The organism is Sphingopyxis sp. (assembly GCF_035998905.1).
In the GTDB taxonomy this organism is placed as follows: Bacteria; Pseudomonadota; Alphaproteobacteria; order Sphingomonadales; family Sphingomonadaceae; genus Sphingopyxis.
In genome coordinates, this window is the sequence record NZ_DASYHG010000006.1 from 110,835 (window position 1) to 136,240 (window position 25,406).

26 protein-coding genes are annotated in these 25,406 nt (G+C 65.9%); 18 read left to right on the forward strand and 8 right to left on the reverse strand.

The window, feature by feature from the left end:
• Positions 1-15 precede the first annotated feature (15 nt).
• The gene (locus tag VGN62_RS01280; RefSeq protein ID WP_327450379.1) at positions 16-1,467 is read right to left on the reverse strand and encodes a coniferyl aldehyde dehydrogenase; all 1,452 of its coding nucleotides are present in this window, start codon (positions 1,465-1,467) and stop codon (positions 16-18) included.
• A gap of 160 nt (positions 1,468-1,627) precedes the next feature.
• Between VGN62_RS01280 and VGN62_RS01285 the strand changes: the two genes are divergently transcribed.
• The 3 genes from VGN62_RS01285 (at position 1,628) to VGN62_RS01295 (ending at position 3,994) form a co-directional block, all read left to right on the forward strand.
• Positions 1,628-2,815 (forward strand): acetyl-CoA C-acyltransferase, encoded by a 1,188-nt coding sequence (locus tag VGN62_RS01285; protein WP_327450381.1) that lies wholly within the window; start codon positions 1,628-1,630, stop codon positions 2,813-2,815.
• A gap of 191 nt (positions 2,816-3,006) precedes the next feature.
• A complete protein-coding gene (locus tag VGN62_RS01290; protein WP_327450383.1) occupies positions 3,007-3,471 on the forward strand; it encodes a hypothetical protein in 465 nt (154 codons plus the stop codon).
• A gap of 121 nt (positions 3,472-3,592) precedes the next feature.
• Positions 3,593-3,994, forward strand: a complete 402-nt coding sequence (locus VGN62_RS01295; RefSeq protein WP_327450384.1) for a hypothetical protein — start codon at positions 3,593-3,595, stop codon at positions 3,992-3,994.
• Positions 3,995-4,016: 22 nt separating this feature from the next.
• On the opposite strand, the gene VGN62_RS01300 is transcribed toward VGN62_RS01295, so the two are convergent.
• A complete protein-coding gene (locus VGN62_RS01300; protein ID WP_327450386.1) occupies positions 4,017-4,475 on the reverse strand; it encodes an SH3 domain-containing protein in 459 nt (152 codons plus the stop codon).
• Positions 4,476-4,611: 136 nt separating this feature from the next.
• On the opposite strand from VGN62_RS01300, the gene VGN62_RS01305 reads away from it, so the two are divergent.
• The gene (locus VGN62_RS01305; RefSeq protein WP_327450388.1) at positions 4,612-5,610 is read left to right on the forward strand and encodes a D-glycerate dehydrogenase; all 999 of its coding nucleotides are present in this window, start codon (positions 4,612-4,614) and stop codon (positions 5,608-5,610) included.
• Between the two features lie 18 nt (positions 5,611-5,628).
• Here the strand turns inward: VGN62_RS01305 and VGN62_RS01310 are convergent, their stop codons facing one another.
• The 3 genes from VGN62_RS01310 to VGN62_RS01320 all read right to left on the reverse strand — a co-directional run bounded on the left by VGN62_RS01310 (position 5,629) and on the right by VGN62_RS01320 (position 9,185).
• The gene (locus VGN62_RS01310) at positions 5,629-7,032 is read right to left on the reverse strand and encodes an NAD(P)H-dependent flavin oxidoreductase (protein ID WP_327450390.1); all 1,404 of its coding nucleotides are present in this window, start codon (positions 7,030-7,032) and stop codon (positions 5,629-5,631) included.
• An 84-nt stretch (positions 7,033-7,116) separates the two neighbouring features.
• Positions 7,117-8,295 (reverse strand): glycosyltransferase family 4 protein, encoded by a 1,179-nt coding sequence (locus tag VGN62_RS01315; RefSeq protein ID WP_327450392.1) that lies wholly within the window; start codon positions 8,293-8,295, stop codon positions 7,117-7,119.
• The gene (locus VGN62_RS01320; RefSeq protein WP_327450457.1) at positions 8,292-9,185 is read right to left on the reverse strand and encodes an alpha/beta hydrolase; all 894 of its coding nucleotides are present in this window, start codon (positions 9,183-9,185) and stop codon (positions 8,292-8,294) included. The genes VGN62_RS01315 and VGN62_RS01320 overlap by 4 nt, the downstream gene beginning before the upstream one ends.
• A gap of 155 nt (positions 9,186-9,340) precedes the next feature.
• Here VGN62_RS01320 and astD point away from each other — a divergent pair, with 155 nt between their 5' ends.
• The 6 genes from astD (at position 9,341) to VGN62_RS01350 (ending at position 14,869) form a co-directional block, all read left to right on the forward strand.
• Positions 9,341-10,786, forward strand: coding sequence for a succinylglutamate-semialdehyde dehydrogenase (gene astD / locus VGN62_RS01325; RefSeq protein WP_327450394.1), 1,446 nt, complete (start codon positions 9,341-9,343; stop codon positions 10,784-10,786).
• 166 nt (positions 10,787-10,952) lie between these two features.
• Entirely contained in the window at positions 10,953-11,741 is a 789-nt protein-coding gene (gene cobA, locus VGN62_RS01330) for a uroporphyrinogen-III C-methyltransferase (protein WP_327450396.1), read from the forward strand.
• On the forward strand, positions 11,738-12,034 hold the full coding sequence (locus tag VGN62_RS01335) for a DUF2849 domain-containing protein (RefSeq protein WP_327450398.1): 297 nt from the start codon (positions 11,738-11,740) through the stop codon (positions 12,032-12,034). The genes cobA and VGN62_RS01335 overlap by 4 nt, the downstream gene beginning before the upstream one ends.
• Before the next feature lies 1 nt (position 12,035).
• Positions 12,036-13,667, forward strand: a complete 1,632-nt coding sequence (locus VGN62_RS01340) for a nitrite/sulfite reductase (RefSeq protein WP_327450400.1) — start codon at positions 12,036-12,038, stop codon at positions 13,665-13,667.
• The gene (locus VGN62_RS01345) at positions 13,660-14,073 is read left to right on the forward strand and encodes a DUF934 domain-containing protein (protein ID WP_327450402.1); all 414 of its coding nucleotides are present in this window, start codon (positions 13,660-13,662) and stop codon (positions 14,071-14,073) included. The genes VGN62_RS01340 and VGN62_RS01345 overlap by 8 nt, the downstream gene beginning before the upstream one ends.
• Positions 14,066-14,869, forward strand: a complete 804-nt coding sequence (locus VGN62_RS01350) for a phosphoadenylyl-sulfate reductase (protein ID WP_327450404.1) — start codon at positions 14,066-14,068, stop codon at positions 14,867-14,869. Before VGN62_RS01345 ends, VGN62_RS01350 begins: the two co-directional genes overlap by 8 nt.
• Positions 14,870-14,902: 33 nt before the next feature.
• Here the strand turns inward: VGN62_RS01350 and VGN62_RS01355 are convergent, their stop codons facing one another.
• Positions 14,903-16,414, reverse strand: a complete 1,512-nt coding sequence (locus VGN62_RS01355) for a replicative DNA helicase (RefSeq protein WP_327450406.1) — start codon at positions 16,412-16,414, stop codon at positions 14,903-14,905.
• A gap of 127 nt (positions 16,415-16,541) precedes the next feature.
• Here VGN62_RS01355 and VGN62_RS01360 point away from each other — a divergent pair, with 127 nt between their 5' ends.
• From VGN62_RS01360 to VGN62_RS01395, 8 genes are all read left to right on the forward strand, one after another.
• Positions 16,542-17,039 (forward strand): UPF0262 family protein, encoded by a 498-nt coding sequence (locus tag VGN62_RS01360; RefSeq protein WP_327450408.1) that lies wholly within the window; start codon positions 16,542-16,544, stop codon positions 17,037-17,039.
• A gap of 2 nt (positions 17,040-17,041) precedes the next feature.
• Complete coding sequence (locus VGN62_RS01365) at positions 17,042-17,797, forward strand: glycoside hydrolase family 25 protein (protein ID WP_327450410.1); 756 nt, start codon at positions 17,042-17,044, stop codon at positions 17,795-17,797.
• Positions 17,794-18,243, forward strand: a complete 450-nt coding sequence (locus tag VGN62_RS01370; RefSeq protein WP_327450412.1) for a cytidine deaminase — start codon at positions 17,794-17,796, stop codon at positions 18,241-18,243. The genes VGN62_RS01365 and VGN62_RS01370 overlap by 4 nt, the downstream gene beginning before the upstream one ends.
• A gap of 38 nt (positions 18,244-18,281) precedes the next feature.
• The gene (gene dcd / locus VGN62_RS01375; protein ID WP_093512738.1) at positions 18,282-18,836 is read left to right on the forward strand and encodes a dCTP deaminase; all 555 of its coding nucleotides are present in this window, start codon (positions 18,282-18,284) and stop codon (positions 18,834-18,836) included.
• A gap of 81 nt (positions 18,837-18,917) precedes the next feature.
• Positions 18,918-20,639 (forward strand): cellulase family glycosylhydrolase, encoded by a 1,722-nt coding sequence (locus tag VGN62_RS01380; RefSeq protein ID WP_327450415.1) that lies wholly within the window; start codon positions 18,918-18,920, stop codon positions 20,637-20,639.
• 72 nt (positions 20,640-20,711) lie between these two features.
• Positions 20,712-21,224: a DoxX family protein gene (locus VGN62_RS01385; protein WP_327450417.1), complete on the forward strand. Its 513-nt coding sequence runs from the start codon at positions 20,712-20,714 to the stop codon at positions 21,222-21,224.
• A gap of 71 nt (positions 21,225-21,295) precedes the next feature.
• Positions 21,296-22,468, forward strand: a complete 1,173-nt coding sequence (locus VGN62_RS01390) for a saccharopine dehydrogenase family protein (RefSeq protein ID WP_327450419.1) — start codon at positions 21,296-21,298, stop codon at positions 22,466-22,468.
• 7 nt (positions 22,469-22,475) lie between these two features.
• On the forward strand, positions 22,476-23,276 hold the full coding sequence (locus tag VGN62_RS01395; protein WP_327450421.1) for a thioesterase family protein: 801 nt from the start codon (positions 22,476-22,478) through the stop codon (positions 23,274-23,276).
• On the opposite strand, the gene VGN62_RS01400 is transcribed toward VGN62_RS01395, so the two are convergent.
• Complete coding sequence (locus VGN62_RS01400) at positions 23,267-24,613, reverse strand: ATP-binding protein (RefSeq protein WP_327450423.1); 1,347 nt, start codon at positions 24,611-24,613, stop codon at positions 23,267-23,269. The two genes, VGN62_RS01395 and VGN62_RS01400, sit on opposite strands and share 10 nt — an antisense overlap.
• On the reverse strand, positions 24,610-25,344 hold the full coding sequence (locus tag VGN62_RS01405) for a response regulator (RefSeq protein WP_327450424.1): 735 nt from the start codon (positions 25,342-25,344) through the stop codon (positions 24,610-24,612). Before VGN62_RS01405 ends, VGN62_RS01400 begins: the two co-directional genes overlap by 4 nt.
• Between the last annotated feature and the right edge of the window lie 62 nt (positions 25,345-25,406).

The window sequence follows — 25,406 nt, forward strand, 5'->3', positions numbered from 1 at the left end:
CGCGTCCTGCGCGAGCTATTTCTTGAGCTCTTTCGCCAGCGTCTTCGCGGTTGCCTTGCCATAGGGCGGCTTGAAGCCCGCGAGACCCGCGACGTCGAGCTTCGGCTGGCGATAGACGGCGCGCGCGTGGCTGAAGGTACGGAAACCGTCAACGCCATGATAATTGCCCATCCCCGACGGGCCAACCCCGCCGAAAGGCAGATCCTCCATGGCATTGTGGAACAGCACGTCATTAACCGTCACGCCGCCCGAGATCGTCCGCGTCAGCACGCGGTCCTCCTCGCTCTTGTCCTGCCCGAAATAATAGAGGCCGAGCGGGCGGTCATTGCCGTTCACATAATCGATCGCGTCGTCGATAGTCTTGTACGTCTTCACCGGCAGGATCGGGCCGAAGATTTCATCCTGCATCACCTTCATGTCGTCGGTCGGGTTACGCACGATATGGAGCGGCATCTTGTGGCCGTTCGAACTCGCGAAATCCTCGCCCCCCGGATTGACCTCGATCACCTCGGCGCCCTTCTCGCGCGCGTCGGCGAGATAGGACTGCAGCCGGTCGTAATTGCGCGTGTTCACCACCGACGTATAGTCGTCGTTGGCGAGCAGCGTGGGATAGAGCGCCGCCGCGCCCTTCGTGACGCTGTCGATCACCTCGCCTTCCTGATCCTCGGCGACAAGGAGGTAGTCGGGCGCGAGGCAAATCTGGCCCGCGTTCATCATCTTGCCGAGCGCGACGCGCTGGCCGACGAGGTCCTTGTTCGCGCTGCGCCCGATGAAGGTCGGCGACTTGCCGCCGAGCTCGAGCGTGACGGGGACGAGGTTATCGGCGGCGGCGCGCATGATATGCTTGCCGACACTGGTGGCGCCCGTGAAGATCATATGGTCGAAGGCGAGTTTCGAGAAGGCGACCCCGACCTCGGCATCGCCGGTGAACACCGCCATCTCGCTCTCGTCGAAATAATCGGGCACGAGCCGCGCCATCAGCGCCGAGACATTTTCGGTGAATTCCGAAGGCTTGATCATCGCACGGTTGCCCGCCGCTAGGATGCCCGCCATCGGCACGAAGACCATGCCGACGGGGAAATTCCACGGGCTCACGACGCCGACGACGCCCTTCGGCTGATAGACGACCTCGGCCTTCGCACCGAGCAGCCCGAGCGGGAAGGTCGGCTTGCGCTTCTCGCCCTTCGACCAAGCCGCCATATGCTTTTTCGCATGTTTGAGCGCGCTGACGGACGGCATGATGTCGGTCATCAGCGTCTGCTCGCGGCTGCGATGGCCGAAATCCTCACTCACCGCCTTGGCGAAATCCTCGGCATTGTCGACGAGCAGCGCGATCGCGCGGTCGATGCGGTCGGTGCGCACCGCAAGGCTTTCGGGCATCGCCGCGGTAAAGCTCGCCTTCTGCGCCGCGAGTATCTCGTGCATCCGCGCGGTTTCGCCCGCAACATCCTTGATCGCCGTCGCCATGACCCGTCTCCCCTCATATTTTGCGGCGGCCGTTTTTTCACGCCGCGCGGCGGGTTGCAAGATGAAACCGGCCACCCATCTCGTCCCTGCCCCTTTCGCAAGTGCAGCAAAGGCGCTAAGCGACCCGCCGACGTATGTTTCCCCTACGGAGTCTCTCGATATGACCGCCACCGATCCCGTCGTTTTCCTCTCCTACGCCCGCACGCCGATGGGCAGCATGCAGGGCAGCCTGTCGGACGCGAGCGCGACCGATCTCGGTGCGACTGCGGTGAAGGCGGCGGTCGAGCGGGCCGGCGTTTCGGGCGACGATATCGAGCGCATCTACATGGGCTGCGTGCTTCCCGCCGGCCTCGGCCAGGCACCCGCGCGCCAGGCCGCGATCAAGGCGGGCCTGCCCAAGTCGGTGCAGGCCACGACCGTCAACAAGGTGTGCGGTTCGGGCATGCAGACCGTGATCATGGGCGCCGAAGCGCTCGCTGCAGGCAGCGTCGACCTGATCGTCGCGGGCGGCATGGAATCGATGACCAACGCGCCGTACCTGCTCAAGAAGCATCGTTCGGGTGCGCGCATCGGCCACGACACCGCCTATGACCATATGTTCCTCGACGGCCTCGAAGACGCCTATGAGGCCGGCCGCGCAATGGGCACCTTTGCGCAGGACACCGCCGACGCGTACCAGCTCAGCCGCCAGTCGCAGGACGACTATACGCTCGAATCGCTGAGCCGCGCAAAGAGCGCGATCGCCGACGGCGCCTTCGCCAATGAAATCGCGCCGGTCACGATTTCGGGCCGCAAGGGCGATGTCGTCGTCGACACCGACGAAGCCCCGAGCAAGGCGATGCCCGACAAGATCCCGACGCTGAAGCCCGCTTTTGCGAAGGACGGCACGATCACGGCCGCGACCAGCTCGTCGATTTCGGACGGCGCGGCCGCGGTGGTGCTGAGCCGCCAGTCGGTCGCCGACGCCAAGGGCGCGAAGGCCGTCGCGCAGCTCGTCGCGCATGCCGCGCACGCGCAGGAGCCCAAGGATTTCACCGTCGCCCCCGTCGGCGCGATCAACAAGGTGCTCGCCAAGGCCGGCTGGAGCATCGCCGACGTCGACCTGTTCGAAGTCAACGAAGCCTTTGCCTGCGTCGCGATGTTCGCGATGCACGACCTCGGCATCCCGCATGAGAAGATCAACGTCCACGGCGGCGCGACCGCGCTCGGCCACCCGATCGGCGCCAGCGGCACGCGCATCATCACGACGCTGATCGCGGCGCTCCAGCGCCACGGCAAGACGCGCGGCATCGCCAGCCTCTGCATCGGCGGCGGTGAAGCGACCGCGGTCGCCGTCGAGCTGGTTTAAGGCCCAAAACCGGAAAAGTTGCACGGCGCCGTCGCAAGACGGCGCCGTTTCGTCGTTCTGCGGCGACAAATTGCGACACTAATGTCCTGAAAATAAACGGGGCATTCCGCATCCGTTCAAACGGGTTCGCCTATTCCATCCTCGTCATCGGGCAGATCCCCTCCCCCTGACCGATTGAAAGGAATGGCATAATGAAGAGCAAATTTCTCACCGCCGGCCTGATCGCCGCGATGATGGTCCCCGCCATGGCGCAGGCACAGACCCGCGAGATCCGCAACGACCGCAAGGAACTGCGCGAGGAACAGCGGGACCTGCGCAACGCCCAGCGTTACGGCGACCGCGGCGATGTCCGCGATGCCCATCGCGACGTCCGCGACGCACGTCAGGACCTGCGCGAAAGCCAGCGCGATTGGCGTCAGGATCGCCGCTATTCGAACTATCGCGCGCCGTTCCGCTATCAGCAGTTCCGCGTTGGCGCGACGCTCCGCCCGAACTATTATGCCCCCAGCTATCGCCCGGCCTGGGACAGCCGCTGGGGCGTTCCGCGGGCCGGTCGCAACCTGACCTATGTCCGCCACTATAACGACCTGCTGCTCGTCAACGAGCGCAACGGCCGGGTGGTGAAGGTCTATCGCAACCACTTCCGCTGGCGCTAAACGCCAAGGATCGAAGACGCGCCGGGCGGAAACGTCCGGCGCTTTTTCATGCGCCCTTTTCTTTTGCCGCGCTTCCCCGATCAGCCTAGCCTTCGCTCCTCTGTGATGGGGAGAGATAGTCATGAAAAAGCTTGCGTTGATTGCGGCGATTTCGCTGCTGGCGGCCTGCTCGCAAAAGGCTGAAGAGAAAAAGGAAGTTGCCGCAGAACCTGCCGCAGAACCTGCCGCGGAGGCTGCGCCTGCCGCCGACTCGGGAACGCAGCCCGGCACCTATGACGTCAAAATGGCCGACGGAACGATGGCGACCACGACGATCAACGCTGACGGCACCTATGTGGACACCGACCCCAAAGGCAAAGAGGTCAAAGGCCTCTACGCGAGCCATGACGGCAAGGATTGCTTTGACCCCGAGGGCGACACGCCGGGCATGTGTTGGGCGGTGAGCAAGCGCGGCGCCGACGGCAGCTTTACGGCGACCGCCGATGATGGCACCGTGGTGACGGTCACGCCAAAGAAGAAATAGCCACTCCGACGCTGGGGCGGCGTCAGTCTCCCCAGATATGGTCGGTCTGGACCCAGCCCTTGCGGCCCTTGACGTCGAACAGGCACCAGCCGTTCTTGCAGTCGGTGATCCGCCCGACGACGCCGGGTTCGGCGCGATAGGCGACGGCCGCCGATACGCTGGCATCCTCGCGCATCGGGCGAATTTCGCCGGTGACGATGGCCGTGCGTGTGCGGCTCAAAAGCCGCGCCGCCATCCAGCCCTGCGTCCCGTCGGGATCCTCTATCTTGCGCCAGGTCTCGAAGCGCGCGACGACCTTTACCGGCAGGTCCTTGCGCCGATATTCCCAGATCACCGGGACATCGGGCGACGGCCCCTTGCGCATCCGCGCCTCGTCGACGTTGATCGACGCCCAGTAAGGCAATGCGACATCGGATTGGGCTGCGGCCGGTCCCACGGTGGCCATCAACACGGCGGCGGCTAATATCTGGCGGCTGGTCATCACTCTGCCTTGTCAAACTCATATCCGCATTTCAACCGCTCACCGCGCAAAAGGCTGCGTTCATCCCCAGCTTTTCGCGCTTCTTTCCGCGCCCGCGCTCTTGACCGCCGTGCCGCGGCGCGCTCTATCGGCGGCCATGCCCGATTCATCCCGTCCGAAACGCCCGCGCGTCATCGTCACCCGCCAATTGATGCCGCATGTCGAGGGGCGGATGGCCGAATTGTTCGACGTGTCGCTGTCGGCGCGCGACGAGGCTTTTTCGACCGAGCAATTGAAGGCCGCGGTCGCCGACTGCGATGTCTTCGTGCCGACGGTGACCGACCAGATCGACGCCGATGTGCTTGCGGCGGCGGGGGACCGGCTCAAGCTGATCGCCAATTTCGGCGCCGGGGTCGACCATATCGACCTCGCCGCAGCGCGCGCAAAGGGCATCATGGTGTCGAACACCCCGGGCGTCTTTACCGAGGACACCGCCGACATGACGATGGCGCTGATCCTCAGCGTCCCGCGCCGGCTGGCCGAGGGCGAGAAACTGATGCGCTCGGGCCAATGGGCCGGCTGGGCGCCGAGCGCGATGCTCGGGCACCGCGTCGGCGGCAAATTGCTCGGCATCGTCGGCATGGGACGCATCGGCCTTGCGGTCGCGCGCCGTGCGCGCGCCTTTGGGCTGTCGATCCACTATCACAACCGCCGCCGCCTGCCCGAGGCGATCGAGGAAGAATTGGGCGCAAGCTATCACGCGAGCGTCGACACGCTGCTGCGCATCAGCGACGTCGTGACGATCCACTGCCCGCACACCAGCGAGACGCACGAGATGGTCAATTCGGCGCGCATCGCCGCGATGAAGCCAACGGCGTATCTGATCAACACCGCGCGCGGCGAGATCGTCGACGAAAAGGCGCTGGTCGCGGCGCTCCAGACCGGCCGCATCGCGGGCGCCGGGCTCGACGTCTATACGCACGAACCCGCGGTCGACCCCGCGCTGCTCGCGCTCGACAATGTGGTGCTGCTGCCGCACCTCGGCTCGGCAACGATCGAGGGCCGCGAAGCGTCGGGCGAAAAGGTCATCGCGAACATCCGCGCCTGGTGCGACGGCCACCGCCCGCCCGATCAGGTGCTGGAGGGTTGGGCCTGAGCCCAACCCCCAACGCGATCAATCCCCCGTCAAAATCCGGTCGACGAGTTGCTTCACCGTCGGGGTGAAATTGTTCGAGTAAAAGGGGTCGGTCTTGAAGTTGAACGCGGCATGCCCCGCGAACATCAGATTCTGTTCGACATCACCGCCATGCGCGATGTCCTGCAGCGTCTTCTGGATGCAGAAGCTCCGCGGATCGGCGAGGTAGCCGGTCGAATAATCGTCATGGTCTTTCCACGACGAAAAACCGCAATGCGACAGGCAGCCCATGCAGTCGGCCTGATCCTTGCGGATCACGCCCTTGTCGGTCTCGGTCACGAACACCACCGTGTTGTCGGGGGTCTTCAGCGCCTCGGTATAGCCTTCGGCGAACCAGTCGCGCGCGCGCGCGCGGTCGTGCGGGGTGACCCAGAAATTCTTGCCCTTCACCCCGACGTCGAGCTGGACGATATGATCGCCGGCTTCCTGCTTCGAATAGGGGATCTGGCGATCCGAACGCGCTTCGAGATCGCGCAGGAACGGGTTGCGCACCGCGCTCGAGTAAAAACCCGTCGGCGAAAAGCGGTGGAGCAGCACGTCGCCGTCGTCGAGCGTGCGGAGGCGATCCTTCCACTGCTGCGGGATCGGGCTTTCCTCGGTCAGCAGCGGGCGCGTGCCGTACTGGAAGACGATCTGGCCGAGTTCGGGATTGTCGATCCAGTTTTCCCAGTCGCGCAGGTACCAGACGCCGCCCGCCATCACGATCGGCACCTCGTCGGCGATCCCCTCGGCGCGCATCGTTTCGCGCACCGCGGCGACGCGCGGATAGGGATCCTGCGGCACCAGCGGATCTTCGGCGTTCGACAGGCCATTATGGCCGCCGGCCAACCACGGATCTTCGTACACCACCGCGCCCAGCAGATGCGGGACCTTGCTGTAAGCGCGCTTCCACAGCGCACGAAAGGCGCGCGCCGAGCTGATGATCGGCAGGTAGAGGACGTTGTGGCGCGCGGCAATTTCGCTCAATTTATACGGCATGCCCGCGCCGCAGGTGACGCCCGCGACGAGCCCCTTGGTGCGTTCGAGCACACCTTCGAGGATCTGCTGCGCGCCGCCCATTTCCCAGAGCACGTTGATGTTGATCGCGCCCTTGCCGCCCGACACGTCATACGCCCGCTTGACCTGCGCGACCGCGCCCTCGATGCCGTACTGGATCAGCTCTTCGTGGCGTTCCTTGCGTGTCAGCGCGCGATAGATTTGCGGGATGATCTTGCCTTCGGCGTCGTAACTGTCGGCGTTCACCGCCGACACGGTGCCGATGCCGCCCGCAGCAGCCCAGGCGCCGCTCGACATATGGTTGGTCGCCGACACGCCCTTGCCACCCTCGACCAGCGGCCAGACTTCACGCCCGCCATAAAGGATGGGCTTCAAACCTTTGAACACTCTAGACCTTCTCTCTCTCCGCCGCTTCGCGCCTGCGAACCGGCCCCCATTACCGCTTGCGTAAGCGGAAATTAGCCTCGCTTGTCAATCGAAGCCGACCCATCCGCCGCTAAACGGCCCATAACCTTCAAGCGCGCGAGCATAGAGCTTTTCATAAGCGGCGACCATATTTGATTCGTCGAACCGTTCCACGGCGACACGCCGGTTGGTGGTTCCGACCTCGGCCCGCAGGGCGGCGCTTTCGGCCATCTGCGCCAGCGCTGCGCGGAAGGCGGCTTCGTCGGGCGCCACGAATGGCCGGTTCGCGTCGGACAGCATCGCCGCGACATCGCCGACCGCGGGGCTCACCACCGGAAGCCCCGCCGCCATCGCCTCGATCACCGCGATCGGCGCCTGTTCGCTCAGCGACGAGAGCGCGAGCATATCGAAATGGCCGATCCAGCGCGCGGGTTCGGCCATGAAACCGGGCATCACAAGGCGATCGGCGAGGCCGCACGCAGCCGCTTCGGCGCGGATCGCTTCGCGTTCGGGGCCCTCGCCGACGATCACCAGCCGGACATTCGGCGGCAGGGTTGCGACGGCGCGAACGAGCCGCGGCAGATCCTTGACCTTGCGCAGCCCGGCGACGGTACCGATCACCACCTCGCCTTCGCGGCGTTCGAAGCCCGGGATCGGTACCGAGGGGCCATTCGCATAGGCCGCGACGTCAATTCCGTTCCGGATCAGGTGGGTGCGATCGCCCGCCCCCCATTCCGCGGTCGCGATCCGCTGGAGCAGCGTCGACGGCACGATCACCGACTGCGCGGTGCGCAGCCCGACGCGCCGGAAGAGGTTGCGCTTCCAGCTACGCCGAACACTTTCGTCCTCGTTGAAGCCGTCCTCGTGATGGATCAGCGAGGGCATGCTGTGCCACAGGCGCGAAACATGGACCCGGCGCGCCATCACCCCGTCCATCGCGCCCCAATTATAGCTGAGCACGAGTTCGAACCGCGTCATATAGTCGGCGAGATCGCGATAACGACCCAGCGACGGCTTGCCGTGGAGCGGCGGCGCATCCTTCGGGAAATCGACGACGATCCCGGGATCGATCGCATCGCGCGCGCCGAGCGCTTCAGGCATCGCCGACAGGATCGTGTGATGTGCCCGGTCGCCCATCAGATTCATCAGCCGGACCGCGCGCGCCTCCTTGCCGCCGAGCGAGAAACTCGAATGGAGGTGCAGGATGCGGATCGGCCAGGGCGTCTCGGGCTCGTCGGCGCTCACGCTTGCGGAAGCTCCGCGACCCACGCGTCGATCGCGGCGCGCGCTTCGGGTTCGTCCATCGTCGGCGCATGGCCGACCCCCGGCACCTCGACCAGCCGCGCGCGCGGCAGTTCGGCCGCCATCTTCTCCCCCGCCGTATGCGCGAGAATATCCGAAAGCGCGCCGCGCAGGATCAGCAGCGGCACGTCGCCGAGCGCACGATATGCGGGCCACAGGTCGACCCCGGCATCGCCACCGTTCGGCACGCGCAGCGGCGCCGCGATCTGCTTGTCATAATCGGTGACGATGCGTCCCTCGGGGGTCAGCCTATGCGTGCGCTTGGTCAGCCGCAGCCAGTCGTGGATGCCATAGCCCGGATAGACCGCGCCGTTGAGTTCGGCAAAGGCGCGCGCGGCGTGCATCCATGTCGGCTGGCTGCCCCCTGCGCCGATATAATCGCGGATCCGCTCGAGTCCTGCGGTCTGAAGCTCGGGTCCGACGTCGTTGAGCACAGCGCCGACCAGCCGGCCCGGCAGCGTCGCCGCCATCAGCATTGCGACCAGCCCGCCGAGCGAGGTGCCGACCGCCGCAAAGCGGCCGATCCCCAACTCGTCGAGCATCGCAACGACGTCCTGCACATAGGTCAGCGGGACATAGGTCATCGGATCCTTGGCATAGGCGCTGTCGCCGCGCCCGCGAAACTCGATCACGATGACCTTGCGATATTGCGCGACATGCGGCGCCAGCGCCTCGAAATCGCGGGCATTGCGCGCGAGGCCGGGCATGCACAGGATCGGCGGCGCACCTTCACTCCCGTCGGGCCCCGCATAGACGCGCGCGTGCAGCCGGACGCCGTCGGACGACCACCAATATTGGTCCGACCAGTCGCGGCGGCTGTCCTGCTTGGCCAGAATGGCGGGTCCCCTTGCTTGATATCTCGATCACGTCCCGCACGCGGGACTCGCCGCTGTCTATCGCCAACGACGCCGCGCGGCGCAAGCGATCCGTGGTCCCGGCGCGGCGCAGGTTGCCCCTGCCCGCTTTCGCCGATAAGACGCGGACGACCATGAGCGAACCCCTGATTTCCTTCGAACCCGCAACCGGCGAAGAGCTGTGGCGCGGGCCGGTCAGCGACGTCGATGCCGAGGTCGAGATCGCCCGCCGCGCCTGGCCCGAATGGGCATCGAAAGCCGTCACCTTCCGCACCGAAACGCTGCGCCGCTTCGTCGACCGGGTGAAGGCCGAGGGCGAAGCGCTGGCCGATCTGATCGCGCGCGAGACCGGGAAGCCGCTGTGGGAAGCGCGCACCGAGGTCGAATCGGTCGCGAACAAGGTCAATATTTCGGTCACCGCCTATGCCGAGCGTACCCCGAACCGGCGGATCGAAGGCGCGATGGGGCTGCGCAACGCGGTGCGCCACAAACCGCACGGCGCGCTCGCGGTGCTGGGACCCTATAATTTCCCTGCGCACCTGCCGAACGGCCATATCGTCCCGGCGCTGATCGCCGGCAATTCGGTCGTCTTCAAACCGTCGGAAAAGACCCCCGCGGTGGGTGCCAGGCTCGTCGAATTGTTTCACAGCGCTGGCGTACCCGAAGAGGTGCTCCGCCTCGTCATCGGCGGCCCCGAAACGGGCAAGGCGCTCGCGGGCCACGAAGGCATCGACGGGCTGCTCTTCACCGGATCGGCGCGCACCGGGCTCGCGCTCAACCGCCAGTTCGCGGGCCAGCCGGGCAAGATGCTCGCGCTCGAAATGGGCGGCAACAACCCGATCGTCGTGTGGGACACCGCCGACATCCGCACCGCCGCGGTGCTCGTCGTCCAGTCGGCCTTCCTCAGCGCCGGGCAACGGTGCAGCAACGCCCGCCGCCTGATCGTCCGCGACACCCTCGCCGACAAGCTGATCGAGGAGGTCCGCGACCTTGCGAACCGGCTCATCGTCGATCACCCGCACGCCGACCCCGCGCCCTATATGGGGCCGGTGATCGACAATGAAGCGGCCGACGGGCTGACCGAAAGCTTCCTGATCCTGATGTCGAACGGTGGTCAGGTGATCCGCCACATGACGCGCCCGGTCGCGGGCCGCCCCTTCCTGACGCCCGGCATCATCGACGTCACCGCGATGCCCGAACGCCCCGATATCGAGCTGTTCGGCCCGCTGCTCCAGGTCATCCGCGTGAGCACGTTCGAGGCCGCGATCGCCGAGGCGAACAACACCGCATTCGGCCTGTCGGCGTCGCTGATCGGCGGCACGCCGCAGCTTTACGACCAATTCTGGGCCAATGCCCGTGCCGGGGTGATCAACTGGAACCGCCCGACCAACGGCGCCTCGTCGGCCGCGCCCTTCGGCGGCATCGGCCTGTCGGGCAACCACCGGCCGAGCGCCTTTTACGCTGCCGATTACTGCGCCTATCCGGTCGCAAGCTCCGAAAGCGACGCGATGCGTGCGTCGATCGGCGTAGGCCTGCGCGATCCCGAGGGCTCGCAGCTCGTGACGAAGAAGTATCTTTAAGCCCATTTTCGTCATGCCGGACTTGATCCGGCATCCATTCCGGCGGCGAAAGTGATGGACCCCGGATCAAGTCCGGGGTGACGACAGTGGTGGAGGCAATTTTACCTTCACCAGCGTCAATAAAGGCTGCTTTGCCAATCAAGGCCTGCGCCATCATTTACCGTGCATGGAAAAGACTCTCCCTCATGCGGGCAAGCTCTGGCTCGTCGGCGCCGGCCCCGGCGATCCCGACCTGCTGACGCTGCGCGCCGCGCGGCTGCTGGAATCGGCCGATCTCGTCGTCCATGACGGGCTCGTCGGCGACGGCGTGCTTGCGCTGATCCCGCCGCATGTCGAGCGGATCAGCGTCGCGAAGCAGCGCAGCCGCCACACGATGAAGCAGGAACTGATCAACGAACTGCTCGTGCGCGAGGCGCTTTCGGGGAAGCAGGTCGTGCGCCTGAAAGGCGGCGATCCGTTCATCTTCGGCCGCGGCGGCGAAGAACTCGACGCAGCGCGCGAAGCGGGCGTCGCGTGCGAAGTCGTCCCCGGCATCACGGCGGCGGCAGGATGTGCGGCGCAAGCGGGCCTGCCCCTCACTCACCGCGAGGATGCGAGCGCGGTCAGCTTCGTCGCCGGGCAGTGCAAGGACCTGACCGATCAGGACTGGTCGGGGCTTGCGGGGCATGGCCGCACCCTCGTCATCTACATGGGCCTCGCGACCGCCACCGCCATCGCCGACAAGCTGATCGCAGACGGCGTCTCGCCGGACCTCCCGGTCGCCGTCGTCGAGCGCGGAACGACCGCCGACGCGCGCGTCCTCCGCACCCTGCTCACCGATCTCGGCGACCTCGTCGCACGCGAGAAAGTCCAAAGCCCCGCGCTGATCGTCGTCGGCAAGGTCGCGGCGCGCGCCGACGCGCTCGACTGCCTCGGCACGCCGGGCGTCGCCGCTCACATAAAGGATTTCACATGAAGCTGCTCACGGGCAATGACCTGAAAACAGGATTTGTCACCTGGTGGACCGGGGCCGACTGGTCGCTGCACATCGAGGACGCCGCCGACGTCGGCGAGGCCGGTGAGGCGATCCTCGCCGCCGAGGAAGGCGCGCGCCGCGTCAACGCTCCCTATATCATCGCGGGCGAGCAGACGGCGGACGGCCCGCGCCCTGCGCATATCAAGGACCGCATCCGTGCGCTCGGCCCGACCGTGCGCCCCGACCTGACATTGAAACCCGCCGATCCTGCGGCCGGCGACTGGGTGATCTGATATGTATAAATATGACGAATATGACCATGCGATGGTCGCCGCCCGCGTCGCGGAATTTTCGGATCAGGTGAAGCGCCGCCTCGCGGGCGAGATCACCGAGGACCAGTTCAAGCCGCTGCGGCTGATGAACGGACTCTACCTCCAGCTCCACGCCTATATGCTGCGCGTCGCGGTGCCCTATGGCACGCTCGACAGCCGCCAGATGCACATGCTCGCGCATATCGCGCGCAAATATGACCGCGATTACGGCCATTTCACCACGCGCCAGAATATCCAGTATAACTGGATCAAGCTGGAGGACGCCCCCGCGATCCTTGAGGATCTTGCCTCGGTCGAGATGCACGCGATCCAGACGAGCGGCAATTGCATCCGCAACATCAGCTCGGACCAGTGGGCCGGTGCCGCCGCCGACGAGATCACCGATCCGCGTCCCTGGGCCGAGCTGCTCCGCCAATGGTCGAGCTTCCACCCCGAATTCAGCTATTTGCCGCGCAAGTTCAAGATCGCGGTGATCGCAGCCGACGAAGACCGCGCCGCGATGCGCCTTCACGACATCGGCATCCAGATCGTCGAGAAGGACGGGCAGCACGGCGCCGCCTTCTACGTCGGCGGCGGCATGGGCCGCACGCCGATGATCGCGCCGCTGATCAAGGATTTTGTGCCGCTTGAGGATATGCTGAGCTACGCCGAAGCGTGCCTGCGTGTCTACAACCGCTACGGCCGCCGCGACAATATCTACAAGGCGCGCATCAAGATACTGATCCACGAGCTCGGCGCCGACGAATATCGCCGCCAGGTCGAGGAAGAATTCGCGCATGTGAAGTCGCTCGGCATCGACCCGCCGAAGGCCGAGTTCGACCGCATCGCCAAGCAATTCGCCTCGCCGCCGCTCGACGCCTCTGCGGCCGATGCCATCGACCGCAGCGATCCCGATTTCGCGGTGTGGGTCGACCAGAATGTCGCCGCACACAAGGTACCGGGCCATGCGATCGTCAACATCAGCCTGAAACCCGTCGGCGGCATCCCCGGCGACGCGTCGTCGGCGCAAATCGACGTGATGGCCGACCTCGCCGAGAAGTACAGCCACGACGAACTGCGCGTCACCCACGCGCAAAACATCGTGCTGCCGCACGTCCGCAAGGCCGACCTCTACGCCATCTGGCAGGCGCTCGACGCCGCGGGTCTCGCGACGCCGAACCTCGACCTGATCAGCGATATCATCGCCTGCCCAGGGCTCGACTATTGCAGTCTCGCCAATGCGCGCTCGATCCCGGTCGCGCAGAAGATCGCGACGCGCTTTTCGGACCTCGGCCGCCAGAAGGAACTGGGCGAACTCAAGCTCAAGATTTCGGGCTGCATCAACGCGTGCGGGCATCACCATGCCGGCCACATCGGCATCCTCGGCGTCGACCGCAAAGGCACCGAGAATTACCAGCTCCTGCTCGGCGGATCGGGCGCGGAGGACGTGTCGCTCGGCACGATCACCGGCCCCGGCTTCGACGAGGATGGCGTCGTCGACGCGATTGAGCGCGTCACCGACAAATATCTCAGCGAACGCACCGAGGGCGAGCGCTTCGTCGATACCTTCCGCCGCGTCGGCATGGCCCCCTTCAAGGAGGCGATCTATGGTTGAACATCTGCATAGCGACGGCGAGGAGCCCTGCGTCACGCTCGACGCCTTCCTCCAGCAATCGAACGCAACCGCAGTGCGGCTCGAGCCCGATGAGGACGCGCGCGCACTGATCCCGCATCTCGACCGGCTTGCGCTGATCGAGGTTGCCTTCCCGAAGTTTCGCGACGGCCGCGGCTATTCGTCGGCGCGCATCCTGCGCGAAGCGGGTTATACGGGCGAACTACGCGCGCAGGGCGATGTCCTCGTCGACCAGATCGCCTATATGAAGCGCTGCGGCTTCGACAGCTTCGCGGCCGAAAAGGCGTTGAACCCGGCCGATGTCGAGGCGGCGCTGTCGCGCTGGCCCGAACATTATCAGGGCGCCGCCGACGGCGCGGTGCCGATCTGGAAGCTGAGGCATGGCTGACGTGGCGGCCTCTCCCCCCAAAGGCAGCGAGGACCGCACCCGCGACCGGATCGACGTCGCGCCGCGCTTCACGCAGGCCGACGTCATCCGCCTCAACAACCTCTTCCGCGGCCAGGACGCGGCCGAGGTCGTCGCGAGTGTCATCGGCGCGGGATTGCTCGGCGAAACCGGAATCGTGTCGAGCTTCGGCGCCGAAAGCGCGGTGCTGCTCCACCTCGTGACGCAGGCGGCGCCCGACATGCCGGTGCTATTCCTCGACACCGGCAAGCATTTCCCCGAAACGCTTGCCTATCGCGACACTCTCGCGGCGAAGCTGAAGCTCAACATCGTCAACCTGACGCCCGATCCCGAGGATCTGGCGGCGAAGGATGCGACCGAACTCCGTTGGTCGTACGACCCCGACGGCTGCTGCGAAATCCGCAAGGTGAAGCCACTCGAAAAGGCGCTCGCCGATTTCGATACCTCGATCACTGGCCGTAAGGGTTTCCAGTCGTCGACGCGGCAGGGCCTCGCGCGTTTCGAACTCGACGGCACCACCGGCCGCCTCAAGTTCAACCCGCTCGCCAACTGGACGCGCGAACAGCTCGACGCCTATTTCGAGGCGCACGACCTGCCGCGCCACCCGCTCGAGGCCGAAGGCTATCCCTCGATCGGCTGCTCGCCGTGCACGTCGAAGGTCAAGCCGGGCGAAGACCCGCGTTCGGGCCGCTGGCGCGGCTGGGACAAGACCGAATGCGGCATCCACAGCGAAGTGACGCCGCTGGGTGACGATCCGGCGAACGACCCGGCTTTCTAGAGACAGACCCCGGCAGCGGGCGACCGCTAGAGGTTACTCATAATCCTCGAACGCCATGCTGTCGTCGGCGAGGTCGCTGAACTTCGTCGTCTTCGCCTCGAAGTGCAGGCGCACCTTGCCGGTCGAACCGTGACGCGATTTCGCGACGATGACTTCGGCAAGGCCGAAGACGCGCTCCATTTCGGCCGCCCATTCCTCGTGCTGCGCGTGGATCTTCACATCGTCGCCCTCGACGGGGCGCTTTGGTTCGCGCGCCGCGACATAATAATCCTCGCGGAACACGAAGAGCACCATGTCGGCGTCCTGTTCGATCGAGCCCGATTCACGAAGGTCGGAGAGCTGCGGGCGCTTGTCCTCGCGGCTTTCGACCTGACGGCTGAGCTGCGACAGCGCCATCACCGGCACATGAAGTTCCTTCGCCAGCGTCTTCAAACCACGCGAAATTTCGGAAATTTCCTGCACGCGGTTATCGCCGCTCTTCGACGAGCCCTGCAACAATTGCAGATAGTCGACGATGATGAAGCCGATGCCATGACGTCGCTGCAGGCGCCGTGCGCGGGTGCGCAACCCCGCGATCGTCAGGCCGGGCGTATCGTCGATGAACAGAGGCAAGGTCTGAAGCGCCTGCGCCGCGCGGCTCAGTTGCTGGAACTGCTCCTTGCTGATCTTGCCCATACGCAGCGCCTCGCCCGACACCCCCGACTGTTCGGCGAGCACGCGCGTCGCGAGCTGGTCGGCGGACATTTCGAGGCTGAAGAAGGCGACCTTCGCGCCCATATTCTTTTCGGGCGGAATGCCGTCATCCTCGTCGCGGCGGAAACGTTCGGCGGCGTTATAGGCGATGTTCGTCGCAAGCGACGTCTTGCCCATGCCCGGACGCCCCGCGAGGATCATCAAGTCCGAATTGTGCATGCCGCCGATCTTGGCGTTCATGCTCGAAATGCCCGTCGTGATCCCCGACAGATGACCGCCCGAATTGAGCGCGCGCTCGGCCGCCTGCAACGCCACAAGGCTCGCCTGGCTGAAATTCTTGACCGACCCCATCTCGGCCTCGCCGCCCGCGACGCGGTAGAGCGCGGTCTCGGCTTCCTCGATCTGCGCCTGCGGGTCGACGCGCTCGCTGGTGTCGAGCGCATTGTCGACGAGCGACCGCCCGACCCCCGCCAGCTCGCGGAGAAGCGCAAGGTCGAAAATCTGCCGCGCAAAGTCGCGCGCACCGATCAGGCCGGCGCCGCTGCCGGTGAGCTGCGCGAGGTAACCGACCCCGCCGACCGCCTTCATCGCCTCGTCGGCCTCGAAATAGGGTTTCAGCGTTACCGGGGTCGCGATGCTGTTGCGCTCGATCAGCGCCATCGTCTGCTGGAAGATGCGGCCATGCAGCGGCTCGAAGAAATGTTCCGGGTTGAGCGCCACCGGCAAATCTTCGACGACTCGGTTGTCGATCAGGATCGCACCCAGAAACGCGGCCTCGGCCTCGATATTGCGGGGTAATTGGCGCTCATCCCCGGTGTTGGCCGGGGTCGGAATCAGGGCTAGCTCAGGCATGGCGACCCTCATGCGGTACCGCTCCGGGCGGCGCAACAGGCGATGCCGGGGAGCGTACCATAACTGTGGAATGCTGTGAATAAGTCGGCTTGCCCTTCGTCGCAGCCCAAGTAGAAGCACAGGCAGCATGAGCGACGCAGACCCTTCCAAACAGCGGATCATTTCAGTCGAACTCGACGAAGGGTCGATCGTCTGGCGCAACCCCGACGTCGAGCAGGAGCGCCGCGTCGCGATCTTCGACCTGATCGAGGACAACAAGTTCGTCCCGCAACGCGGCCACCCCGACGGCTATGCCGGGCCTTACCGCTTGATGCTGCGTGTCGAGGAAGGCCGGTTGATCTTTGAAATATCACGCGAAGATGGTTCGCCGCTCGAAGCGATCATCCTCGGGCTCGGCCGTTTCCGCCGGCCGATCCGCGACTATTTCGCGATTTGCGACTCATACTATCAGGCGATCAAAACCTCGACCGCGCAGCAGATCGAGACGGTCGACATGGCGCGGCGCGGGCTGCACAATGAGGCCGCCGAGATGCTGATGGACCGGCTCGACGGCAAGATCGCGGTCGATTTCGACACCGCGCGAAGGCTGTTCACACTTATTTGCGTGCTGCACATCAAGGGCTGACGATGGCGACGGGGGCAATCAGGGGCGGAAAGGCGGCGAAAACCGCCAGCGCGTGGCGCGCCGCGATCGCGCGCACGCTGCGCCGGATCGGCGCCGCGATCGCCCTGCTCCTTCTCGCGGCGGGCCTTGCGCTCTGGTGGGCAGCGCGCTGGATTCCCGATCGCGCGCTCTATCCGACGCAGGGCGTCACGATCGACGCCGGCAATGGCGATGTCCATTGGGGGTCGATCAAGGCCGCAGGCGCCGACTTCGCCTACATCATGGCGACCGACGGCTCGGCGGGCATCGACCCGCAATTCACCCGCAACATGACCGCCGCGCGCGAAGCCGGGGTGCAGGCGGGCGCGATCCACCGCTACAGCCTCTGCCAGCTCGCGACCGACCAGGCGGCGAACTTCATCCGCCATGTGCCCCGCCGCGCCGATGCGCTGCCCGCAGTCGTGTGGCTCGACTATGACGACCGCTGCCCCGACCGGCCGACGCGCGCATTGCTCCTGTCCGAACTCGCGACCTTCCTCGCGCAGATCGAGGCGCATATGGGCAAGCGCAGCCTGATCGCCCCCGGCCCGGCGTTCGAAAGCGATTACCGGGTGACCGAGGGCATCGCGCGCACCACCTGGCTGCGCCGCGACTTTTTCGAACCCGATTATGGCGCGCACCCCTGGGCAATGTGGCAGGCGAATGATTATGTCCGCCTGTCGGGCGCCAGCGGCACCGTCGGCTGGAACGTGCTGCGCCCGCAAGGAGAGATGCGATGACCGACACCCGCGACGCCCTTATCGACGCTGCACGCGACGCCGCGCGCCGCGCCTACGCCCCCTATTCGGGCTTTCACGTCGGCGCCGCGCTGCTCCTCAAAAACGGCGATGTGGTCACCGGCGCCAATGTCGAAAATGCCAGCTACGGCCTCACCCTCTGCGCCGAGACCGCGGCGGTCGCCAAGATCGCCAACGAGGGCTGGATCGGCGAGCTCGCCGAGGTCGCGATCGTCGGCGGCCGCCGCGACGGCGACGCGCTGATCGGCACCGATCCGGTCAACCCGTGCGGCCGCTGCCGCCAGATATTGAACGAAGCCGCCGAGCGGTCGAAGACCGACATCCTCGTCCACTGCGCGTCGGGCGACGGCAGCGCAGTCAAATCCTACAAGCTCAGCGAGCTGCTTCCCGCGGCTTTCGGGCCGAAGGACCTCGGCCTCATCGACTGACCGCTTGCGCAACCCCCACAGGACCGACAAGAGACACCATGGCCATTCTTTCCGACCGCTGGATTCGCGAAGCCGCCCAGACGCAGGGCATGATCGAACCCTTTGTCGAGGCGCAGCGCCGCGATGGCTGCATCAGCTACGGCCTCTCTTCCTACGGCTATGACGCGCGCGTCGCGCCCGAGTTCAAGATCTTCACCAATGTCGATTCGACGATCGTCGATCCCAAGGATTTCGATCCGAAGAATTTCGTCGACCGCGAAACCGACGTCTGCATCATCCCGCCGAACAGTTTCGCCTTGGCGCGCACGGTCGAATATTTCCGCATCCCGCGCGACGTGCTCGTGATCTGCCTCGGCAAGTCGACCTATGCGCGCTGCGGGATCATCGTGAACGTCACCCCGCTCGAACCCGGCTGGGAGGGCCATGTGACGCTCGAATTTTCGAACACCACCCCCCTGCCCGCCAAAATCTACGCGAACGAGGGCGCGTGCCAGTTCCTCTTCCTCCAGGGCAACGAGCCGTGCGAGACGAGCTACGCCGACCGTGCGGGCAAATATATGGGGCAAAAGGGCGTAACGCTGCCGAAGCTTTGATATCGCAACGGGCCCCAACACACTTGCCCTGACCGCCAAAATTGATAACGTTCCCATATATAGCAAAATGGGGATGAGGTCATGAAGCTCCGCACAGCCGCGCTCGCGCTCGCCGCACTCTTTTCCTCGACCACTGCCCACGCCGAAGGCTGGCTGAAGGTCGACGGTACGCAGATCGTCGAAGGATCGGGAAAACCCGTGATCCTGCGCGGCATGGGGCTCGGCGGCTGGATGTTGCAGGAAGGCTATATGCTCAAACTCGGCGACGTCGGGCAGCAGCATAAAATCCGCGCGAAGCTCGTTGAACTCGTCGGCGAGGAGCGCACCGCGCAATTCTATCGCGCCTGGCTCGACAATCACACGACCGAGGCCGACATTGCCGCGATGGCGAAATGGGGCTTCAACTCGGTGCGCCTGCCGATCCATTTCGACCAGCTCACCCTGCCCGTCGACCAGGAACCCGTCGCCGGGCAGGACACATGGCATGAAGAAGGTTTCGCGCGCATCGACCGCCTGCTCGCATGGAGCAAGGCGAACCGCATCTACCTCATCCTCGACCTCCACGCCGCGCCGGGCGGTCAGGGCAACGACCTCGCCATTTCCGACCGCGATCCGGCGAAACCCTCGCTGTGGGAAAGCGACGAGAATCAGCGCAAGACTATCGCGCTGTGGAGCAAGCTCGCCGCGCGTTACAAGGACGAGCCGTGGATCGGCGCCTATGATCTGATCAACGAGCCGAACTGGAGCTTCGCCACCCCCGGCAAGGGCAATGGCTGCGACGAGACCGAGAACAAGGCGGTGTGGAGCCTGCAACAGCGGATCACCGCCGCGATCCGCAAGGTCGACAGCAAGCATATCGTGATCATCGAGGGCAATTGCTGGGGCAATAATTACAAGGGCCTGCCGCCGGTGTGGGACGCCAATATGGTGCTGAGCTTCCACAAATACTGGAACCGCAACGACGACGCGAGCATCGCCGAGATCAAGGCGCTGCGCACCCGCACCAACCGTCCGATCTGGCTCGGCGAGTCGGGCGAAAACAGCAATGGCTGGTATCGCGATGCGATCGCGCTCGTCGAGGGCGACGGGATCGGCTGGAATTTCTGGCCATTGAAGAAAATCGGCTTCAACCAGCCGCTCGAAATCGTCGCCGGCGATGGCTGGATGCGGATCGTCGCGTGGATGACCGGAAAGGGACCGAAGCCCGGCGCCGACGAGGCGTTCGCGGCGATGATGCAGCTCGCCGAAAACACCCGCTTCGACCGGAACATCCCGAAACCCGACGTCATCGACGCGATGTTCCGCCAGCCGCACGACGCCAGCAACAAGCCCTTTGTCACCCGCACCCTGGACGCAAAACCGCTGACCATCGCGGCGGCCGATTACGACCTCGGCGCGCCCGGCGTCGCCTATCACGATAGCGTCGACGCCAACTATCATGTCGCGACCGGCGGCGAACGCACGCCGTGGAACAACGGCACGACATACCGCAACGATGGTGTCGACATCGCTCGCGAGGCAGACGGCACCCCCTATGTCAGCGACTTCGTCACCGGCGAGTATATGCGCTACAGCGCCGACGTCGCGAAGGCCGGCCGCTGGACTGTCACCGCGCGCGTCCGCTCGGCCACGGGCGGCCGCATCGGCATCGACGAGCGCGGCGTCGCGATCCCCGCCGGCGCGGCATGGCAGGAGGTCAGGCTTGCCGATATCGACCTGCCCGCCGGCCCCGGCACCGCGACGCTCCGCGCCCTCGATTGCGGCGATTGCGAGGTGGCGTCGCTGACCTTTACGCCGCGCTGACCGGAACCCGACCGCCTTCCCACGCGTCCTGTCTGCACAAGCGGACGGGGCGCGCCAGGGAAAGGAATGCCCATGTCCATGATCGCCGTCTTCATCGGCCGCCTGTTCATCGCGGTGATTTTCGTCGTGTCGGGAATCAACAAGCTGATCCATGTCAGCGACACCAGCGCGATGATTTCCGCCGCCGGCTTGCCCGGCGGGCTCGCCATCCCGGTCGGGCTGTTCGAACTCGCCGCGGGCGTCTGCATCGCGCTCGGCATCGCCGTCCGCCTCGTTTCGATCCTGCTCGCCGGCTTTGTGCTCGCCACGATCCTTTTCTTCCACCGCGAGTTCACCGACCCGGTGCAGGCGATGGCAGCGATGAAGAATCTGGCGATCGCGGGCGGCTTGCTCTGCCTGTTCGGTTATGGTCACACGCGCTGGAGCTACGACGCGCTGCGTGCACGCCGCCGCGACGAACTTGCCGCGCACCGCGCACAGCAGCACGCGACCGAAGCCGAACTCCGCGCCGCGCGCGCCGAGGGCCGCGCCGAGGCAGCCGGAACCCCCGATGTAGTCGCGAAACGCCCCTTCTGGCGCCGCTAGGCCTTCGTGCTTGGCAAGCTTCTCCGCCTGCGCTAGCCTCCCCTTGACGTTTACGTAAAGGGAGGATGGCCATGGCGGGGAACCGCGATCTCGATATCATCGTCTATGGCGCGACCGGCTTCACCGGACGCCTCGTCGCCGAATATCTCGCGCATCAGTACAAGGGCCGCAAGGATGCGCCCAAATGGGCGATGGCGGGGCGCAGCCTCGCCAAGCTCGCCGAGGTGCGCGACCTGATCGGCGCCGACGAGGAAACCCCGCTGATCGTCGCCGACGCGAGCGACCCCGCAAGCCTCGACAAGATGGCGGCGAGCACGCAGGTCGTGCTCACAACCGTCGGCCCGTACCAGCTTTACGGCAGCGAACTCGTCGCCGCCTGCGTCCGCGCCGGCACCGCCTATGCCGATCTTTGCGGCGAATCCGGCTGGATGCGCGAGATGATCGACGAGCATCAGGACGCGGCAAAGGCGTCGGGTGCGCGCATCACCTTCAGCTGCGGCTTCGACTCGATCCCCTTCGATCTCGGCGTGCTGTTCCTGCAAGCCGAAGCGGTGAAGCGCCACGGCAAGCCCGCGCCGCGCGTCAAGGGCCGCGTCCGCAAGATGGCCGGCGGCGCATCGGGCGGCACGGTCGCCAGCCTCACCGAAACATTGAAAGCGATCGCGAAAAAGCCGTCGCTCGCGCTGCTGCTCAAATCCTCCTTCGCGCTGACCCCGGGCTTCGAGGGACCGTCACAGCCGACCGGACTGATCCCCGAATATGACAGCGCAACGGGCACATGGACCGCGCCCTTCGTGATGGCGCCGATCAACACCAAGAATGTCCACCGCACCAATTTCCTGCTCGGCCATAAATGGGGCGCCGACCTCGTCTACGACGAAATGGTGATGACGACGATCGGCGACGCCGGAAAGGCGATGGCCGAAGCGATGGCAAAGGCGAACCCCTTCGGCGACGCGCAGCTCAAGCCCGGCGAAGGGCCGAGCAAGGAACAGCGCGAGAATGGTTTCTACGACATCCTCTTCATCGGCGAATATGAGGATGGCACGTCGGTGCGCGCCAGCGTCCAGGGCGACCGCGACCCCGGCTATGGCTCGACGTCGAAGATGCTCGCCGAAACAGGCATCGCGCTGCTCGAAAGCAAGGGCGAAGGGGGCGTGTGGACTCCGGGCGCATTGCTCGGCGACGCGCTGATCGAACGGCTGACGGCGAACGCCGGCCTGACTTTCCGGATCGAGGAATAAAGAACCAATGACGACCTCTCCCAGCGCGCTCGACGCGCTGCTCTCGACGCTGCGTACCGAAGACGGCGTGGCGAAGGCGCATATCGACGAAGGATGGATGCAGGGCCGCACCGCCTATGGCGGGATCAGCTCGGCGGTCGCGCTCGCGGGTACGATGGCGCTCCACCCCACCGAAACCCCGCTGCGCTATGCGCAGATCAGCTTCGTCGGCCCCGTCGGCGGCGATTGCACGGTCGAGACGCGCGTGCTGCGCCAGTCGAAATCGTCGCTGTTCATCGACGCCGGCGTGTCGAGCGATCAGGGCTTCGGCACCGCCGCGGTCTTCGCCTTTTCGGGCGACCGCAAGAGCCACCTCGACCACAATCGCCTAACCATGCCCGACGCGCCCGATCCCGAAACGCTCGCGCCGGTGCCCGAGCATCACGCCCGTCCGGCGTTTACGCGCCATTTCGACATGCGCCCGACCACCGGCCCGCGCTTCGCGTGGAAAAGCGAGGTCGGCGAATATCTGACGTGGGTGCGCTTCGTCGAAGAACCCGCCTGTCACCCCGCGGTCGCGCTGCTTGCGATGGGCGACGCGCTGCCGCCCGCCGCGATGGCGCTGTTCAGCGAATTCGGGCCGATCAGCTCGATGAACTGGACGGTGAACATGCTCACCGGCACGCCCGCGACCGACGACGGCTGGTGGCTCCTGTCGGCGAAGACCGGCTATGCGCGCAACGGCCTGTCGGTGCAGGACATGATGCTGTGGAACCGCGTCGGCGAACCCGTGCTGAGCGGCAGTCAGGCGATCGCGATCTACGCCTGAACGGGGAGCGCGATCACCGCATCGAGCCCCCCGCCGGCGCGATTGTTGAGGATCAGCGCCCCGCCCTCGCCCTCGGCGATCTCGCGCGCGATCGACAGCCCTAGTCCCGCCCCGCCGGTTGCGCGGTTGCGCGACTGTTCGCCGCGCGCGAAGGGTTCGACGAGGGTCCGTATCTGTTCGTCGGTCAGGCCCGGCCCGTCGTCGGAGACGATGGCCCGCGCGCGCCCCGCCTCGGCCGTCACCGAAAGCCGGCCGCGCTGCCCATAAGCGAGCGCATTGTCGGCGAGGTTGCGCAGCGCGCGTTTGAGCAGCATCGGGCGCACCAGCACCATGACGTCGGCGACGCCGCCCGCGGTCACATCCTTGCCGCGTTCGGCATATTCGGCGGCGAGTTCGCCGATCAGTTCGCGAAGCGGCACGCGCTCCTGCGGTTCGGTTCCCGACCCCGAGCGCGCGAGCGCCAATATGTCACTCAGCATCGCGGTCATTTCGTCGATGCTCGCGACCATCTTTTCACGCAGCCGGTCGTCCTCGACCCCCTCGACCCGCACGCGCAGGCTTGCGAGCGGCGTCCGCAGGTCGTGCCCGACTGCGCCGAGCATCCGGTCCTTGTCCGACAGCATCGTCGCGATGCGCGCGCGATAGGCGTTGAAGGCGCTGATCAGGTCGCGGACGTCCGACGGCCCTTCCTCATCGAGCGGCGTCGCATCGCGAAGCGCGGGGTTCGCGCGCGCCGCGCGCGTCAGGTCGCGCAGCGGCCGCGCGGCGCGCCAGGCAATCAGCATGACGGGAACCAGAAGCAGGAGATAGAGCGACAGCGTCTGCCAGATCAGGAAACCTTGCAGGCGGTTACCGCCGCCCGGCATGCGGCTGCGCACGCCGTAAAAGCGCCCGTCGATCTCGGCGACCACGAGCACCGTGCGCCCCGGCAATTGCGTCCGCCCGATGCGCGGCGGCTGCGGCAGGGCCCATGCCTGCACGCCTTGCGACGATATATTCGCCTCCGCAAGCAGGTTGCCGACATAGCCCGCGAGGTCGGGAAGCGCGACCGAGCGGCTGGGCACCGGCGGCGGCGCGGTGTCGATCCAGACCTTCGGTTCGTGGCGCGATCGGCGCCGGTCCGTGCGCCGTGCCTCGACGTCGGTTTGCGCGCGTTCCTGCCGGTCCATCGCATCGATGATGCGTGCGACCGCCATGCCGCCGCCATGCGCGAGCGATTGCTGTTTCTGCCCGCGCGCGAGCAGCGCGAAATTCACCGCCTGCGCGACGAACAGCACCACTGCGACCGCAAAGACCAGCTGTCCGATCAGGCTGCGGGGCCACAGGCGCAGCTTCATGCGGCGGGTCCGATGCGCTTGACTTCGCACGCGAGCGTATAGCCCCCGCCCCACACGGTCTTGACGATCTGCGGATGCGCGGCGTCGATCTCGATCTTCTTGCGCAGGCGGCTGACCAGATTGTCGATCGCGCGGTCGAAGATGTCGGCCTCGCGCCCGCGGACCAGGTCGAGCAGCCGGTCGCGGCTCATCACCTGCCGCGGATGGCGTACCAGCGCGTGGAGCAGGTGATATTCGCCCGACGACAACGCCACTTCATTGCCCTCGGCATCGACGAGCACCCGCTCGACCTCGCGCAGCACCCAATCGCCAAAGGCATAGCAGGTGCCGCCGGGATCGAGTGCGCGGCCGCCCTGCTGCGTCCGGCGCAGCACGGTGCGGATGCGCGCGACCAGCTCGCGGGGATTGAAGGGTTTGACGACATAATCGTCGGCGCCGATTTCCAGCCCGATGATCCGTTCGGTATCCTCGGCGCGTGCGGTCAGCAGGATCACGGGAATGTTGCTCGTCTCGCGCAGGTGGCGCGTGAGCGACAGGCCGTCCTCGCCGGGCATCATGATATCGCTGACGACGAGGTCGACGGTCTGTGCGCGCAGCACCGAACGCGCCTCGGCGGCGCTCGCCGCGTCGGTCACCGCAAAGCCCTGCGCGGTCAGATATTCGCCCAGCGGTTCGCGGATCGACGGTTCGTCGTCGATCAGCAGGATACGCGGCGTGTCGCTTTCGGTCATCGGATATCCACGTGAGAAACTGGTTCGCCCACCGGCCGCGGGGACCGGTGGGCGATAGCTGA

Coding starts and splice junctions, on each gene's coding strand:
- VGN62_RS01280 (WP_327450379.1), bottom strand. CDS start 1,467: ATGGCGACGGCGATCAAGGATGTTGCGGGCGAAACCGCGCGGATGCAC.
- VGN62_RS01285 (WP_327450381.1), top strand. CDS start 1,628: ATGACCGCCACCGATCCCGTCGTTTTCCTCTCCTACGCCCGCACGCCG.
- VGN62_RS01290 (WP_327450383.1), top strand. CDS start 3,007: ATGAAGAGCAAATTTCTCACCGCCGGCCTGATCGCCGCGATGATGGTC.
- VGN62_RS01295 (WP_327450384.1), top strand. CDS start 3,593: ATGAAAAAGCTTGCGTTGATTGCGGCGATTTCGCTGCTGGCGGCCTGC.
- VGN62_RS01300 (WP_327450386.1), bottom strand. CDS start 4,475: ATGACCAGCCGCCAGATATTAGCCGCCGCCGTGTTGATGGCCACCGTG.
- VGN62_RS01305 (WP_327450388.1), top strand. CDS start 4,612: ATGCCCGATTCATCCCGTCCGAAACGCCCGCGCGTCATCGTCACCCGC.
- astD (WP_327450394.1), top strand. CDS start 9,341: ATGAGCGAACCCCTGATTTCCTTCGAACCCGCAACCGGCGAAGAGCTG.
- cobA (WP_327450396.1), top strand. CDS start 10,953: ATGGAAAAGACTCTCCCTCATGCGGGCAAGCTCTGGCTCGTCGGCGCC.
- VGN62_RS01335 (WP_327450398.1), top strand. CDS start 11,738: ATGAAGCTGCTCACGGGCAATGACCTGAAAACAGGATTTGTCACCTGG.
- VGN62_RS01340 (WP_327450400.1), top strand. CDS start 12,036: ATGTATAAATATGACGAATATGACCATGCGATGGTCGCCGCCCGCGTC.
- VGN62_RS01345 (WP_327450402.1), top strand. CDS start 13,660: ATGGTTGAACATCTGCATAGCGACGGCGAGGAGCCCTGCGTCACGCTC.
- VGN62_RS01350 (WP_327450404.1), top strand. CDS start 14,066: ATGGCTGACGTGGCGGCCTCTCCCCCCAAAGGCAGCGAGGACCGCACC.
- VGN62_RS01355 (WP_327450406.1), bottom strand. CDS start 16,414: ATGCCTGAGCTAGCCCTGATTCCGACCCCGGCCAACACCGGGGATGAG.
- VGN62_RS01360 (WP_327450408.1), top strand. CDS start 16,542: ATGAGCGACGCAGACCCTTCCAAACAGCGGATCATTTCAGTCGAACTC.
- VGN62_RS01365 (WP_327450410.1), top strand. CDS start 17,042: ATGGCGACGGGGGCAATCAGGGGCGGAAAGGCGGCGAAAACCGCCAGC.
- VGN62_RS01370 (WP_327450412.1), top strand. CDS start 17,794: ATGACCGACACCCGCGACGCCCTTATCGACGCTGCACGCGACGCCGCG.
- dcd (WP_093512738.1), top strand. CDS start 18,282: ATGGCCATTCTTTCCGACCGCTGGATTCGCGAAGCCGCCCAGACGCAG.
- VGN62_RS01380 (WP_327450415.1), top strand. CDS start 18,918: ATGAAGCTCCGCACAGCCGCGCTCGCGCTCGCCGCACTCTTTTCCTCG.
- VGN62_RS01385 (WP_327450417.1), top strand. CDS start 20,712: ATGTCCATGATCGCCGTCTTCATCGGCCGCCTGTTCATCGCGGTGATT.
- VGN62_RS01390 (WP_327450419.1), top strand. CDS start 21,296: ATGGCGGGGAACCGCGATCTCGATATCATCGTCTATGGCGCGACCGGC.
- VGN62_RS01395 (WP_327450421.1), top strand. CDS start 22,476: ATGACGACCTCTCCCAGCGCGCTCGACGCGCTGCTCTCGACGCTGCGT.
- VGN62_RS01400 (WP_327450423.1), bottom strand. CDS start 24,613: ATGAAGCTGCGCCTGTGGCCCCGCAGCCTGATCGGACAGCTGGTCTTT.
- VGN62_RS01405 (WP_327450424.1), bottom strand. CDS start 25,344: ATGACCGAAAGCGACACGCCGCGTATCCTGCTGATCGACGACGAACCG.